Origin of the sequence: Pseudomonas sp. MF6747, assembly GCF_963890955.1 — a bacterium.
Classification (GTDB): Bacteria; Pseudomonadota; Gammaproteobacteria; order Pseudomonadales; family Pseudomonadaceae; genus Aquipseudomonas.
Window position 1 is genome coordinate 95,338 of the sequence record NZ_CAWPSZ010000006.1, and the last position, 14,910, is coordinate 110,247.

Genomic DNA, 14,910 nt, shown 5'->3' on the forward strand with positions numbered 1-14,910 from the left:
ATCCCTTAACCGCGTGGAGTCGCGACGCTGGCAACTTTGGGCGCGGCTTTATCCGGCGCCACTTGTTCCAGGTTGCTGGCTTCAAGCGCTTGTCGTTGTTGTGCCAAGGCGGCGAGGGTTTCCTTGCTGGCCATCGGGATCGTTTCCGGTGCAACCGGCGACCCCGGGCGAATACGCTGCAAGCCCTTCACGACGATGGTGTCGTCCTTGTTCAAACCGCTGCGCACGATGCGCAGGCCTTCGATCTTCGGCCCCAGTTCCACCGAGCGATACGCAGGCTTGTCGCCGTCCATCACCAGCACGAACTTCTTGCCAAGGTCAGTGCCGACGGCTTCATCGTTGATCAGCACGGCGGAGTAAGTGCCGCTGCCGACCAGCTTCAAGCGTGCATACAGGCCTGGGGTGTATTCGCCCTTGCTGTTATCGAACACGGCGCGACCACGGATGGTGCCGGTGGCCGGGTTGACCTGGTTGTCGACGAAGTTCATCTGGCCCAGGTGCGGGTTGCCGGTTTCGTTGGACAGGCCCAGGTACACCGGAGTGGTTGCACCGCGACGGCCTTCGCGCGCCAGCTGGGTGTACTTGAGGTACACGCGCTCATCGGCGTCGAAGTAGGCGTAGACCTTGTCGGTGGAGACCACACTGGTCAGCGCGGTGACGTCGGCGGTCACCAGGTTGCCGGCGGTGATTTCGGCACGGCTGACACGGCCGCTGATCGGTGCGGTCACGCGGGTAAAGCTCAGGTTCAACTTGGCCAGGTCCAGCTGCGCCTGAATCCCGGCCACTGCGGCGCGGGCTTCCTGGGCGGCGGTGGTGCGCGAGTCGGCCAGTTCGGCGGAGATCGCATTGCTCTGACGCAGGCGGTCGCCACGTTGCGCTTCGTTATCGCTACGGGTGGCGGCGGCTTTGGTTTGGGCAAGCTGGGCTTCGAGGCGGCGCACTTCAGCCTGGAACGGACGCGGGTCGATCTGGAACAGCAAGTCGCCCTTTTTCACCAGGGCGCCTTCAGTGAAGGCCACTTGATCGATCTGGCCGGACACGCGCGGACGAATCTGCACGGTTTCCGGAGCTTCCAGGCGACCGGTGAATTCGTCCCACTCGTTGACCGGTTGTTCGAGCACCTTGGCCACACTGACTTTCGCAGGAGGCATGGCGGCCGCTTGTTCCGGGGTCTTGCCGCATGCGCTCATCACCACCACGGCCAAAATCGCCAAGGGGAAGCGCAAATGTTTGAGTGACTGTTCCATGAAGTGCATCCGCCAATGTATTGAGATGGGCGGATCATGCGCGGCGAGGTGCTATGTCACGAATCGAATGAAGCAAAGGTAACTATCATTCGGAATGATATAAGCGCGAGATTAGCCCTCTAGGATGCGGGTTTCGTTAGGGAGCTATCAATAGGAGTGATGACAAAAGACTGTTGCGCGGGCTGCAAGGAACGCCCGCGCGGTTTTTCAGTCCAGCAGGCGGCTGACTTCGCGCAAACGCACCTCGCTCAGGTTGCCGGTGGAGGCCAGCAGGTTCAATTGGGCCAGCAAGATGCTGTAGCGCTGCTGGGCCAAACGCTGCTGGGTGTCGGTGACTTTCTGCTGCGCATCCAGCACGTCGGTGTTGATGCGTGAGCCGGCTTCAAAGCCGTGGGTGACCGACGCCAGGTTAACCTGGCTGGACTTGAGCGCCTGCTTGAGCGCCTGGTATTGGCTCATGCCGCTGGTGACTTGCAGGTACGCCTGGCGCGCCATCAACCCGGCGTTGCGGCGCGCGTCTTCAACCTCATCCAGGGCCTTGCTTTGCAGCGCATGGGCTTCGCGCACGCGGCTGCTGGTGCGGCCACCGCCGTAAAGCGGCACGCTCAACTTGACCCCGACCACGGTCTGGTTATAGCGGTTTTCCGGCAGCGTGACGTCGTACACATCGCCACCCACCGAGGCAAAGCGGCCGTGGGCGGCGATCAGGTCGAGGGTCGGCAAGTGGCCGGCCTGTTCCTTGTCGATGTCCATTTCGGCCAGGCGCTGGGTGATCTGCGCACGCTGCACGGCCAGGTTGCCTTGTTGCGCGGTGCTTGCCCATTCGCCGATGGCCGCAGGCACCGGGGCGCTGAATTGCGGCTCCTTGCCCGACCACGGCCGCGCCTGAGCGGCGGTCAATTGGGTCAGCGTTTCAGTGGCGATGTCCAGCGCGCCGCGTGCGGCAATCTGCTCGGCGAAGGCCTGGTCGTACTTGGCCTGCACTTGTTCGAGCGCATTGGCGGTAGCGGCGCCGTCAGCCAGTAAACGCCGTGTGCGGTCCTGGCTCTCCTGCAAGGTTTGCAGTTGTTGTGTGCGGGTGTTCAACAGCTCCTGGTTGAGCAACACCTCAAAATAGGCGCGGGCCACGCGCAGCATCAGGTCCTGGCGCGCCTGTTCGGTCTGCACTTCGCTGGCGCTGATCAGCAATTTGCTTTGGTCGTGGGCGATTACGTTCTGCCAGCGCAACAGCGGCTGAGTGAGCACCACCGCGTAAGCATTGGTGTTGTTGCGGTTGCGGTGGTAATCGTTGGAATCCTCGGCATCGACCCAGGCGGCGCCGCCCGTGACGGACAGGTCCGGCAGCAGGTTGGCGCGGCTTTGCGGTTCTTTTTCCGCCGTGGCCAGTTGCTGGGCCTGGGCGGCGGCGAACTTCATGTCGTGGCTCAGCGCTTTTTGATACAGCTGGTACAAGTCCTCTGCCGACGCGCAGGTCGGGCAGCAGGCGAGGGCAAGCCCGCCCAGGCAGGTGAGCAGGGTGAGGTGTTTTAGATGCAGCCCTGGAATACGCAAGGTTAGGTGCTCCACAAAAAATTATCGGCTGAGGGTGCTTCTGCGCATCATCAGCACCATGGGAATGCCAATGGCCATAACGGCGCCCAAGGTGCCGAACAGCATGCTGAAGGCCAGCATTTGCGCTTGTTCACGCGCTTGCAGGTAAGGCATCAAGGCCAGGGCTTGTTGATGGCTGGCAAGGCTGAGCGAGAGGAACAGCGGGTTGGATTCCACGCCGCCCCAGCCATTGGCGATCAGGCTGGACTCGGTCACGTGCTCGGAGAGCAGGCGATAGCGCTCCCACGAAAACCGTGTGAGCAGCGTTGCAGCGATGGCGATGCCGACGCTGCCGCCCAGTTGGCGCATCAGGTTCAATACGCCCGAGGCGCCGGAGATCAACGTCAGCGGCAGGCGGCGCATCGCCAGGTTGGTCAGCGGCACGAAGATCATGCCCAGGCCCAGCCCGCGGATCACCAGCGGCCAGTACAGCGTGTCCGGGTTGCTGTCGAGGGTGAACTGGGTGTGCAGGAACATCGCGTAGCAGTACATGACGATGCCCAAGGTCACGAACACGCGTTCGTCGATCTTGTTTTCCTGGGACAGCTTGCCGATCACCAAGGTACTGATGGCGCTGGCCACCGCCCCGGGAAAAATCACCAGCCCGCTCTGGTACGCGCTTTGCGCCAGCAACGTCTGCAAAAACAGCGGCACCATGAACAAGGTGCTGTACAGCCCGAAGCCCACGCAAAATGCGCAGATGCAGCCCATCAGGAACTCGCGGTTCTGAAACAGCGCGACGTTGACGATCGGGTTGGCCGCGCGCCGTTCCCACCAGAAAAACCCCACCAGGCTAAAGCTGCTGAGCAACAGGCAGGCCACGGTCCAGTTGGATTCCAGCCAGTCCCAATGCTCGCCGCGCTCGAGCAGGATCTGCAAACTGCCGACCCCCAGCGCCAACAGGCAGAAACCGCTGTAGTCAACACTGCTGGGTTTTTGCTCGTTGGCCGAATCGCCGATGCACAGCCAGCACAGCAACAGGGCCACGGCGCCGATGGGCACGTTGATCAGGAAGATCCAGTGCCATGACAAGGTGTCGATCAGATAGCCACCGACTGTCGGCCCAAGGGTCGGCCCCATCATTACGCCGACGCCGTACAGCGCCATGCCGCTGCTGACCTTTTCTTTGGGGAACACGTCGTAGATGATCGCCTGGGAAATCCCCAGCAAGCCGCCGCCCGCCAACCCCTGCAGCACCCGAAATGCCACCAGTTGCCACAGCTCAGCGGAGAACGCGCAGCCTACCGACGCCAGCACAAACACGGCCGTGGAGACCAGGTAATACCGGCGCCGCCCGAACCAGGCAGACAGCCAGCCGCTGACCGGCAGAATCACCACGTTGGCCACCACGTAGCCGGTGGAGACCCACGAGATTTCATCGACCGACGCCCCATAGGTGCCCATCAGGCTGGGAATCGCCACGTTGACGATGGTGACGTCCAGCAACTCCATCATCGACACCAGCGTCACGGTGAGCGCAATCAGGTACGGCGACCTCATAGCGTTTGGCTGGCGTTGTTTGGCGTGGCGACTTCGACGAAGGCGCTCATGCCGGGGCTCAACACGGCCTTGTAGTCATCCGGCACGTCTTTGAGCGCGATCCGCACCTGGACGCGCTGCACCACCTTGGTGAAGTTGCCCGTGGCGTTTTCCTGGGGCAGCAGCGAGAACTTCGCCCCGGTCGCCGGTGCCAGGCTTTCGACCACGCCGTCGAAGGCGTGGCCGGGAAACGCATCCACCGTGACCTTGGCGTGTTGGCCGACGCGCACGCGGCCAACCTGGGTTTCCTTGAAGTTGGCGGTGATCCACAGCGGGTCGGTGGCGATCAGGCTCAAGAGCTTCTGGCCGGCAACCACGAACTGGCCGGGTTCGACCTCTTTTTTCGAGACAATACTGCGCACCGGCGCAGTCTGGCGGGCGTCATGCAATTTGATGCGGGCTTGCTCGAGTTCGGCTTGCGCCGCCGCGATCCGATAGTCCTGCACCTTGAGTTCGGCCTTGTTGGCCAGCGTGCTTTGCGCGGCGGCCTGGGCATTGCTGCGGGCCGCTTCCTGGGCATGGCTCAACGCGTCGAAACGCGCCTTGGCCAGCTCCAGGTCCTGAGTGCTCAGCACACCCTGGGCGCCCAGGCGCCGGGCACGTTGGTAGTCGTTGCGCGCCTGCTCCAGGTTGGCACTGGACTGTGCCAGCGCCGCTTGCGCGGCCTGGCGCATGGCGACTGCGCCGAGAATCTGACTGTCCAGCGCACCCGGGCTGCCGCTGCGTCCGGCGGCGGCGAGCAAGGCTTGCCACTGTGCTTCGCGCTGCTGCACCTGGTATTGATATTCGCTGTCGCGTATCTGAAACAGCAGGTCGCCGCTTTCCACGGTGACGTTATCCATCACCGGCACGCTCATCACCACACCCGAGAGCTTGGCCCGCACCGGGATGATCACGCCGTCGAGTTCGGCGTTGTCGGTGCTCACGTAGGCGCTGGAATACTGCCAGCGCTGCCAGCCGAGCAGCAGCAACCCACCCACCACGGCGACGCACAGTGTCATTTTTATAAGCTTGCCTTTGGTCATGTCCTACTCCCTGTGTTCATGCGAGGCTCAGACGCTGTGTTCAACCTGACGCACAGGGCGGTCGGCGGCGTGTTGCGCTTTTTCCTGGAGGAAGTGATGCACGCCATCCCACAGGTCGATGCGCGAGTTGATCGCGGTCTTGGCGCTTTCGATCATGTGTTGGTGTTGCGCGGGCGTGGTGACGATTTCGGCGATGATGCGCTTGGCCGCCGGGCCGTGATCGTCGCCGTCCATTTCGATGTGGCGCTTGAGGTAATACGTGAGCATCGGCACATCGGTTTCACGCACCGACCATTGCGACAGCAGGCGGCCGAACATGTCGGGGATGATGTCTTCACGGCCAAAGAAGAAGTACGCCAGTACCGCTTCGGTCGAGCCGTGCTGCGCCACATCGAGGGTCTGGCACATGAACACTTTGGCGGCCAGTGGGATGTCGCGGTCGTTGAGGGCCTTGGCCAGCGGCACCTTGGCCTGGATGGCAGCGAGGAAGCGCCGGAACACCGAACTGTCGGCGCCGATTTCATCCATTGCCGTGAGGTACAGGTCCAGGTGGCTGATAAAGCCGCCGTCCGGGTGTTCGTCGGTTTCTTCGCCCACCACGATTTCATTGATCAAGCGCGCGGCGGTGATGTGCACCGGCGGCACCCACGGCAACTCGACGCAGGTCAGATCGCGCTGGATGCGCTTGAGCAAGGTCATGAAATCCCACACGGCGAACACGTGAAATTCCATCAGCGTGCGCACGTCTTCAACCGTGCGGATAGTGGCGAACAGCGGGTGGCTGAATAACTGCTTGCGTTCGGTTTCGATGTGGCTGTCGATATCAAAAGGCATACATGCTCCTGCAGCCTGAGTCTTCAGGCGGGAAATCCATTCGGAATGTTTGGGTGAGTGTTCAGTCGTTTACCGTGTCTCCACGGTAGGGGTGGCGGCGGGTGGCGTACTTGAAGGACGCGACGAAGTGCTTTTCCAGTAAGTACTGCCGGTCTGTGTACCAGCCCGCGTCCAACAGTTGGCGGTGCACTTTTGGCAGGCGCCAGCACGGCACCGCGGGATAAAAGTGATGCTCCAGGTGAAAGTTCGCGCCGGCGTGCAGCCAGGTGCACAGCCGCGAGGTGCGCGAGCGCGCTGGCGGTGCTTCATCGCCTTCGCTGAACGCATGTTCCTGATAGGCATTGAAGGCCGAGACCAGGAACGCCACCGCAAGGCTCGCGCAAAACCCCAGCAGCAACCCATCGATCTGCCACAGCGCCACGGCGTACACGCACAACCAGCCCACCTGGCAGGCGATGTTGCAGCGCGCCAGCCGTTGCACCTGCGCCGCGCTCAAGGGCAGCGGCGAAGGGCTGCTCAGTGGGCCGAACGCCAGGCGCACGGTGGCTTGCAGGTAGTTCGAGGTCGCGAGCAAACGCGACAGCGCGATGCGGCTTGCCAGCGTGCGATAGCGCGAGAAGTGCCGGTAGTCCGGGTCTTTGGCGCTGTTGCTGTAGCGATGATGTTGCCAATGGTCGACGAAGTAACCGGTCACACAGAACCCCGGCAGCAGCGAACTGGTAAGAATGCCCAGGTAGCAGCTGTGCATCGGGTTACCGCTCAGGTTGAAGTGGAAGCCTTCATGCCCAAGGATCGCTTGCAGAAACAATCCGTATCCGGCCACGACCAGCAAGGGCGAACACAGCAGCACCCACACGGTGGGCGCCGTGTTTGCCACCCACACAAACAGGGCAAGGGGCAGCAGGTACAGGCACACGGCGTAAGCGATGATCAGCAGCGACTCGCCCGTGCGCGCCTTGAACAAGGCGCGGTCGAGACGGACCTGGGGCTTGGGGTGCAGTTGTCTGGCCATTGGCGAGGCGTTACTCGATCAGTTCAGGTTTGAGCGCCAGGTGCCCGCCACGTGTGAGCGTGCGCAGGCGCAAGGCGATAAAGGCGTCGACCACACTTGGCGCGATGCGCGCGGTGTACATGGCCAGCGTGCCCATGAAGGTCAGCCCGCGATTGCGCAAGCCGTGTGTGCGGCAGGCGCGCACCAGGCCGTCAGAGGCTGCATCGAGTTTTTCTTCCAGAGACAGCAGCGTCTTGTCACCCCGCTTGAAGGTCACCAGGCGCTTGACCGACAGCCCCACCCGCTGAGCCTGCAAGTGGATCGCCGTATCGATGAACCCCGGGTACACCGTGACCACATCCAGCTGCCCGCGATACTGCATGCGCAGCACGTCCGAATAGGCGCTCAGCGCGCGTTTGCTGGCGGCGTACGCGGCCACATAAGGCGCATTCACCAGGGCGAAGAGGGAGGATACGTTGACCACTTTGCCGCGTTTGCGCAGCAGCCCCGGCAAGAACCCGGCCACCAATTGCCATGGTGCAAACAGGTTTACATCCACTGCGCGGATGACTTCGTCGGTGACGCCGGTTTCACCGCGTTCCAGGGTCAGCGTGCCGGCGTTATTGACTAGGATGTCGATGTCGCCGAAATCGGTTGAGATAGCGCCGATCACCGACGCCAGCGCGCTGCGGTCGCACAGGTCGACCTGATAAAACCCGTCCAGCAGTTCCGGTTCCTGCGGCGCCAGAATGTCCAGGCCAATCACCGTGGCGCCTTGTTGTTTGAGTTTGCGGGCGGCGGCATGGCCCAGGCCACGCGCGCAGCCGCTGATGACGATGATTTTTCCGAGCAGGTTCATGGGTGCGCTCCGGCGATGCTGAAGGTTGAGTGGGACAAATAGGTGTCGAGGTTGCTCGCCATCGAGATCTTCGCCGGCGGGTGAAATTGCAGGCCGCGGCAGGCCATCAACCCGTTCGAACTCTGGTTGCTGGTGATAAATGCCATGCCGCCGAGCATCGCGTGGGCCTGGTCCGACAGCTCGGTCAGCAGCTGCTCGATGCCATAACGCACCAGCAGCAGACGGGCCAGCACGTTCGGCAGGTCCTGGGGATTGCGCTCGATATCCAGCGCCGCGCCTTCCAGCGCGCTGATTGCCAATTGCAGGTTGGCCGCCAGGTCCACGCGGTGATGCGCGGTCCAGCGGCCTGCGTCGGTCACCGTCTCGATCAGGCCGGCGCAGGCACCCACGTAGGACGCGCAGATCAACAGTTCGAACCAGATAAAACCGACGGTTTGCACGTCGCCCAACAGGTGCTTGTAGCCGGCGGAAAACAGCATGCGTTCGGGCACCAGCACTTCATTGAGGCGTACCTCGATGCTTTCGGCAGCGGCCAGTGCGTTGTTCTGCCAGAACGGCGCGCGGCTGATGCCTGGCGCGTTGGCGGGAATCAACGCCACCATCAGCTCTTCGCCCTGTGGGGTCTGGCGGGTATAGCTGGCGGTGAGCAGGTCCATCGACCGGCCGAGGCAGCAGGGTTTTTTGCTGCCACTGAGCAAGACGCCCTCGGGGGTGTGCACGGCCTGCATGTTCGAGTCGAGGATGCCCGCGCCCGAGTTGCCCTCGGCAAACCCCGAGGACAGCAACAAACGATTCTGTGCAACGGCCGCCAGCAACAGACCTTCGGCGCCGCCCCCGTTTTGGGTGAGTGCCAACAGGCTCGCCACCGAAAACTGGTGCATGGTGCTGGCCACCGCCAGCGAGGGCGACCGCGCGCCCAGGGCGATCTGCACATGCACGGCATCGAGGATGCCTGCACCCAGCCAACCGGCGGCGCGGTTGACCAGCAGCCCGACCGGACCGTGTTGCTTGAACAGGGCGATGACGCTGCTCTCGGGGGCTTCGCGTTCGGCGAGGGCGAGGGCGGCCAGGCGCGCGTCAAACTCCGGGGCGTAGCGGTCAAGCAAGGCGCGCGAGCGGTTTAACAATGACAGTGACATGGCTCAGGCCTTCAGGTAGCTCGCCGGGAACAGGCCGGTGATGATCGAGTGGATGTTTTCGCGAATGGCCTTCTGCGCGACGGGGTCGAGCATGTCGGCGAGCATCGGCAGGCCCAGGTCAAAGCGCGAGGTGAAGGTGATAATTGCGTCCTTGCCATCGGGCAGGACTTGCCAGGTGCCCGAGAAGTGATCGACATCGCCGGCCATTTGCTCGAAGTGGATCTCGCGGGTCTGAGCGTTGAACGTGTCGCGCTCCTGCCACTTGAGAATGCCGCTGTGGAAGTTGACCTCCCAGGAGGTGAACGACACGTCGTCGCTGACCTTGTTGATGGTGATATTGCGTACCGAGTCGCACAGCTCGACGTAGTGGCTGAAGTCGCTGATCACGGCGAAGACTTCATCAGCGCAGGCATGGGGGATATGTGCCTGGACATTGACTTCCTGCATGGGGTAACTCCAAAGATCAAAGGGGTGAGACAGAGGTGGTGAGCGCCTGGGCGAATCCCTCGATCAACCAGTTGCAGTCCTGGGCGGTGAGCAGCGGCGACGGTGTAAGCCGCACGACGCGGTGGTCATTGAGCGAGTGGCACACGATGATGTGCTGCTCGATCAGGGCCATGACCATGTTCGCGGCGATCGAGGCGTCGCTGAACTCAAAGCCCAGCAGCAAGCCGGCACTGCGCAACGTGACGCGCTCGGCCAGGCCCATGCGCTGCAACAGCGCGCTGAAACGTGCGTGCAGGTCCTGGCCCATCAGCCGTGCCCGCGCCACCAGGTCCTCTTGCACCATCACCTGCAGCGTGGCCTGCACGGCCGCCATGGCCAGCGGGTTGGCGCCAAAGGTCGAGGTGTGCACCGTGGGGTTGCGGTTGAACGGCGCATAAATGGCCGCGCTGGCGACCATGGCGCTGACCGGCACGCAGCCGCCGGACAGGCTTTTGCCGACCAGCATGATGTCGGGCACCACCTGTTCCTGATCGCACGCCCACCAATGGCCGGTGCGGCCCAGGCCGGACTGGATTTCGTCGATGATCAGCACGGCGCTGTACTGGTCACACAGCTCGCGTACCCGCGTCAGGTAACCCGGTGGCGGCAGGATCACGCCGGCTTCGGCCTGGATCGGCTCGAGAATCACGCAGGCTTTTTCCGGCGAGGCGAGCAGTTGCTGTTCCAGTGCGGCGCTGTCGCCGAACGGCACGAATACGCTTTCACTGAGCAGGCCACTGAACGGTTCGCGGTAGCTTTCGCGGCCGGTGACGGCCAGTGCGCCGAGGGTCTTGCCGTGGAAGCCGCCGAGCGTCGACAGCGTGCGACGGCAGCCGTTAAGCCGGGCGAGTTTCAGGCCGGCTTCGGTGGCTTCGGCGCCCGAGTTGCAAAAGAACACATAGTCCAGGTTACCCGGGCAGCGCGCTGCCAGCGCCTGCGCGGCCAACGCTTGTTGCGGGTTGAGCAACAGCTTGCTGGCCAGCGCGTTTTGCTGCAGTTGGCGGGTTACGGCCTCCACGACAACCGGATGGCCGTGGCCGAGGAAAAACACCCCATAGCCGCCGGCATCCAGGTACTGGCGCCCTTGGCTGTCATAGATGTAGACGCCCCGGCTGGCGTGTTCGATCGGCAGGTTCATCAAGGACGCGAGGCGTGCATAGCCCGAATTCACATGCTGGCGAAAATACTGGTCAATCTGTTCGGCGTCGGCGGCGGGTTCCAGTTCTGTCAGGTGCGAGTTCATGCAACGGATGCCTCTGCAACAGGTGGGACCGGCTGTTTAAGCATCCGCGTCAAGGCACCGAGCTTGGGGGCCAGGTGATTGAGTGACAGCAGCAATTCGCGGCTGACGTCGCGCGCACTGAAGGCCGGCTCGCCGAGCAACTCGGGCAACGAAGTGGGCAGCGGCGTGCGCAGGCAGGCATAGCGGCACAGTTGGTTGGCGCGGCCCAGTGCGGCCTGGACGGCGCCGGTCAGTGCAGGCAGAAACACCGGGCGGATCAGGCGCTCATAGATGTCCGGCGCCATGCAGCGAGGCCGTGTGAATGGTTGCGCCTGGGCTTGCATGGACTCGCACATCAGGTCCAGCAGGCCGGTGAGGTCCAGCGCCTGTGGGCCGCTGGTGAGGAAGTAGTCCGCGCCGATCAAGCGCCGGTGCAAGGCGTTGGCAATCGCCTGCGCCGCCACGTCGCGGGCAATCAGGTCGATGTAGCCGGCAGGCGGGCAGGGCACGATGGGCAGCACGCCGGACATCATCAGCCCCATGGTCATGTGAAAACCCTGGAAGTTGGGCATGTGCCCGGTGTCGGAATTGCCGATGATGATTGACGGGCGAAAAATCGACACGTCGATACCGGAAGAACGCACCAGCGTCTCGGCCTGGCGCTTGGCGACTTCGTACGGCGTCTCGGCCTGCACGCCGTCGTAGTAATCGCACGGGTGGGTGAAAGCGGTGCTGATGTGGTAGAGCGGCACCTTGGCTTGCTGCACAAAGCGCACGACGTTCTCGGTACCCAGGTAATTGACCGAAAAGATCTGGTCGATGTCGCCATCCATGCGGGTAATCGCTGCGGCGTGAATGACCCAGTCGACGCGCTGCAGCAGTGCTTCATAGTCCTCGGCGGCCAGCCCCAGCCGGGGGCGGCAGATATCACCGCTGAACACTTGCACCTGCGGGTGGCGGATGCGGCTTTTGCGCGCCAGGCAGATCAGGTTGAAGTCCTCTGCCAGGCAGTCGATCAGTGACTCGCCGAGTACGCCCGAGCCTCCTGTGAGAAGGACGGTTAATTTTTGCTGTTCTGACATGTAGGACGCTTCCTGCGGACTCATCGAAAGAATTAACGGTGCGTTCCGCCGAATCCCAGGCACACGTGCCCCTGGCGAACACTCTTGTATTCACTTTCGGTGGCGCTGACGTGCTTTGGGGGAAGGCAGTCAGCGCTTAACGTTTTCGCGAATAAGATGCGATCGATATTGGCCTTTTGATATCACCGCGTCTTGAACGAAACGCTTGTCTTGCGCAAAACCTTGGCCGCCGTGCGCGGGGTCATGCCGATCATGCGGCGCATCATGCGCGCCAGGTGCGCCTGGTCGGAGAACCCGCCATCGGCGGCCGCGTCCGACAAGCTGGCGCCGCCGGCCAGGGATTTGGAGGCGCGCTCAAGTTTGTTCCAGATGATCCACTGGGACAGGGAAACGCCCATCTGATGCGTCGCCACACACCGCAGGCGCGGGCTGGACAGGCCGACCGCATTGGCGGCGCGGCTGACGGAACCGGGACCGTCGCGGTCCAGGCGCAGGATGTTCAAGGCTTTATAGAGGCGTTGGTCGATGGGCGGCGTAATCGCCAATAAACGCGCGAGCGCGTCGACAAACTGGGGCAGGGACGTGGTACGGCGAAAACACTCCAGCAGTTCGTCACTGGCCAGGGCGATGCCGTCGTCTTGCAGCAATGCGTTGAGTGCACGGCCCAGTGGCGTGTCCGGATTGACGTACACAAACGCCACCGGATGACTGTCGGCCACGGCGCGGTGTTCGACGTTGGGGCCGATGATCACCCCGGCCGCGCGGATCAACTGACCGGGCAGTTCCAGGGTGACCGGTTGGTGCACGCCGATGCACAGCTGGATGGCGACATGGGAATGGGCAGAGTTCTGATCCGCGCGACCGATGTAACCGGCCCATGAATCGCCAAAAGTAACGCTGCCGTCCCACATGTAAGGTCTTCCTGACTCGGAGGGTGAGTTTTCCGTGTGCAGGGTAGGCCTGCACAGGTCTTGATTCAAGCACCGGGCGCGCAGTCAGCGCTGCAGCGCCGCACGCATGCCGGCCAGTTTGATGCAGGTTTCGTCGTATTCGCAGGCAGGGTCGGAGTGCGCCACGATCGCGCACCCTGCAAACAGGCGAGCCTGGTTGCCCTTCTACAGGGCGCTGCGCAGGCCGACGATGCCGTTACTGAGCCTGGTGTGCGTCGGCTGGTTGCACGTGGCCCCCGCCAGGGACACACAGCCGGACGTGGCGCATGCTTCGCTGTGGCGGTTTATCAAGCGGCCGAAGGCGCTGGCGCTGCTGGTGGCGTTGAACGTGTCGCGCCAGGGAAGGCGCGAAAGCGTTGCGGGTTGAAGCTGTGGGTTGAGTGTTGGTCGCTACCGAATGGCCTGCACCGAAAACCCGAACCGATGCTTGAACCGCATCGAAAACCTCGACAGCGACCGATACCCGCACGCGTCGGCAATCTGCGACACGCCCAGGTGTGTGGTCTGTAACAGCATCATCGCGTGGTGCATGCGGATATCGGTCAGCAAGGTGCTGAAGTTGACGCCCTCATCCGCCAGCCGGCGGCGCAAGGTGGCTTCACTCACCGCCAATTCACGGCCGGCGAGCGCGGCGGTCCAGGCGTGCTCGGGGGCTTTGGTCAGCAGTTGCGTCAACCGTTCGGCCAGCCCGGCAGCCGCGGGGCGCGGGTAGACAATACCGCGCTCGTACAGGGCGAGCAGCAAGCCCAACGCGCGATGGCTTTGCTGCACGCCGCCGACCTGGGGCGACTCGATCCCGCGCAGGCAAAATTGCAGCGAGTCGTTCAGGTGTTCATCCAGCGCGGCCAGCGTGCAACTGCCGACGGTCTGGGTGGCGGCGAGTACGTGCCCATAGCGTTGATGGAATTCGGTGATCAGTGCCGGGCTGAAGGTCAGCAATAGCGCGGTATAAGGCGAGCCGTAGGCGGGCGGCGCCTTGCTGACATTGAGCTGGGTGTTCTTGGCCACGGCCATGAGGCTCGCGCTGTCGTCCAGTGCCCAACGACCGTGGGCATTCTCCATCAGCAGCGTGCCGGCAGTAACCAGCAGCAGCGTCGCTTCGAAAAAGCGAAAGTCGCGCGCATGGTGGCTGCGCGTCAGCTGAGGGCGGGCGACGCTGCAAACGCCTTGGGATGGCAGCCGTTCGCCCGATGGCAACAGCCATTGGGCGGGCAATGCAGTGAGCGGTTCAGTCAACGCGCAGCAGCTCTTTGGGGGCCAGGGTATAAGTGCCGGTCAGGCTGGCTTGGGCAAGGACATGGCCTTGCAGCGCAGCCAGCACAGCGGCGCCGTTCAGTGCACCTTGTACCTCCAGACGCGCAACGTCCAGTGCGTACAGGGTAAAAATGTAGTGGTGCAGGCGTTCATCATTCCACGGTGGGCAAGGGCCGTCATAGCCAAAGTAATCGCCGGCCATTTGTGGGTCGGCGGCGAACCACACGCTGTAGTCATTCAAGCCATGGCGCAGGCCGTCCGCGGCTTGCGGGCCGGTTTTGCCCTTGGCCGTGACGCCGTCACTGTGGCTGCCGGCGCTGATTTGGCGGGTGTCGGCAGGAATGTCGAGCAGCAACCAGTGATAAAAGTCCACGCGGGGCAAGTCCGCCGCCACGCGTTTGCCGGCCTGGTTGACGTCATCGCCGACGCTGGGCACATCCGGGTCGTGGCACACCAGGACGAAGGATTGGGTACCCGCCGGCGCATCCGTCCACGCCAGGTGCGGGTTGCGGTTGCTGGACAGCGCATAGTGGTGGATCGGCTCGGGAATGGCGAAGGCGTATTCGCCGGGGATGGCGGTGTTGTCAGCGAAGGCATTGCTGGTCAGTTTCATGTTCAAGTCTGCCTGGGAAAGGAGCACTCATTCTAGGCAGACAGCCAGGACCGCTTTTGACCCAGCCGATCAAATAGTC

At 63.0% G+C, this 14,910-nt stretch carries 15 protein-coding genes and 1 pseudogene; 1 reads left to right on the plus strand and 15 read right to left on the minus strand.

What is annotated here, in order from left to right; translation table 11 throughout:
- Positions 1-5: 5 nt before the first annotated feature.
- From mexE to AACW30_RS31495, 13 genes and pseudogenes are all read right to left on the minus strand, one after another.
- Positions 6-1,247, minus strand: a complete 1,242-nt coding sequence (mexE, locus tag AACW30_RS07890; RefSeq protein ID WP_106578163.1) for a multidrug efflux RND transporter periplasmic adaptor subunit MexE — start codon at positions 1,245-1,247, stop codon at positions 6-8.
- Between the two features lie 207 nt (positions 1,248-1,454).
- Complete coding sequence (locus AACW30_RS07895; RefSeq protein WP_169366631.1) at positions 1,455-2,798, minus strand: TolC family outer membrane protein; 1,344 nt, start codon at positions 2,796-2,798, stop codon at positions 1,455-1,457.
- A 21-nt stretch (positions 2,799-2,819) separates the two neighbouring features.
- Positions 2,820-4,337 (minus strand): DHA2 family efflux MFS transporter permease subunit, encoded by a 1,518-nt coding sequence (locus tag AACW30_RS07900; protein WP_200624664.1) that lies wholly within the window; start codon positions 4,335-4,337, stop codon positions 2,820-2,822.
- Complete coding sequence (locus AACW30_RS07905) at positions 4,334-5,401, minus strand: HlyD family secretion protein (protein ID WP_200624665.1); 1,068 nt, start codon at positions 5,399-5,401, stop codon at positions 4,334-4,336. Before AACW30_RS07905 ends, AACW30_RS07900 begins: the two co-directional genes overlap by 4 nt.
- 27 nt (positions 5,402-5,428) lie before the next feature.
- Entirely contained in the window at positions 5,429-6,235 is an 807-nt protein-coding gene (locus AACW30_RS07910; RefSeq protein ID WP_124417397.1) for a DUF3050 domain-containing protein, read from the minus strand.
- A 61-nt stretch (positions 6,236-6,296) separates the two neighbouring features.
- On the minus strand, positions 6,297-7,247 hold the full coding sequence (locus tag AACW30_RS07915) for a fatty acid desaturase family protein (protein WP_124417398.1): 951 nt from the start codon (positions 7,245-7,247) through the stop codon (positions 6,297-6,299).
- Between the two features lie 10 nt (positions 7,248-7,257).
- Positions 7,258-8,085, minus strand: a complete 828-nt coding sequence (locus tag AACW30_RS07920; RefSeq protein ID WP_200624666.1) for an SDR family NAD(P)-dependent oxidoreductase — start codon at positions 8,083-8,085, stop codon at positions 7,258-7,260.
- On the minus strand, positions 8,082-9,224 hold the full coding sequence (locus tag AACW30_RS07925; RefSeq protein WP_200624667.1) for an acyl-CoA dehydrogenase: 1,143 nt from the start codon (positions 9,222-9,224) through the stop codon (positions 8,082-8,084). Before AACW30_RS07925 ends, AACW30_RS07920 begins: the two co-directional genes overlap by 4 nt.
- 3 nt (positions 9,225-9,227) lie before the next feature.
- Positions 9,228-9,671, minus strand: a complete 444-nt coding sequence (locus tag AACW30_RS07930) for a type II toxin-antitoxin system RatA family toxin (protein ID WP_145160499.1) — start codon at positions 9,669-9,671, stop codon at positions 9,228-9,230.
- A gap of 16 nt (positions 9,672-9,687) precedes the next feature.
- On the minus strand, positions 9,688-10,953 hold the full coding sequence (locus AACW30_RS07935) for an aspartate aminotransferase family protein (RefSeq protein ID WP_200624668.1): 1,266 nt from the start codon (positions 10,951-10,953) through the stop codon (positions 9,688-9,690).
- Positions 10,950-12,014 (minus strand): SDR family oxidoreductase, encoded by a 1,065-nt coding sequence (locus AACW30_RS07940; RefSeq protein ID WP_200624669.1) that lies wholly within the window; start codon positions 12,012-12,014, stop codon positions 10,950-10,952. The genes AACW30_RS07935 and AACW30_RS07940 overlap by 4 nt, the downstream gene beginning before the upstream one ends.
- 182 nt (positions 12,015-12,196) lie before the next feature.
- Positions 12,197-12,925, minus strand: coding sequence for a helix-turn-helix domain-containing protein (locus AACW30_RS07945; RefSeq protein ID WP_200624670.1), 729 nt, complete (start codon positions 12,923-12,925; stop codon positions 12,197-12,199).
- A gap of 84 nt (positions 12,926-13,009) precedes the next feature.
- Positions 13,010-13,114 (minus strand): annotated as a pseudogene (locus tag AACW30_RS31495) (hypothetical protein); the annotation flags it as partial.
- A gap of 40 nt (positions 13,115-13,154) precedes the next feature.
- On the opposite strand from AACW30_RS31495, the gene AACW30_RS07950 reads away from it, so the two are divergent.
- A complete protein-coding gene (locus tag AACW30_RS07950) occupies positions 13,155-13,331 on the plus strand; it encodes a hypothetical protein (protein WP_178125283.1) in 177 nt (58 codons plus the stop codon).
- Between the two features lie 23 nt (positions 13,332-13,354).
- On the opposite strand, the gene AACW30_RS07955 is transcribed toward AACW30_RS07950, so the two are convergent.
- Entirely contained in the window at positions 13,355-14,200 is an 846-nt protein-coding gene (locus tag AACW30_RS07955; protein WP_119740636.1) for a helix-turn-helix transcriptional regulator, read from the minus strand.
- Positions 14,193-14,831, minus strand: coding sequence for a YbhB/YbcL family Raf kinase inhibitor-like protein (locus tag AACW30_RS07960; RefSeq protein ID WP_169366639.1), 639 nt, complete (start codon positions 14,829-14,831; stop codon positions 14,193-14,195). The genes AACW30_RS07955 and AACW30_RS07960 overlap by 8 nt, the downstream gene beginning before the upstream one ends.
- Positions 14,832-14,910 lie beyond the last annotated feature (79 nt).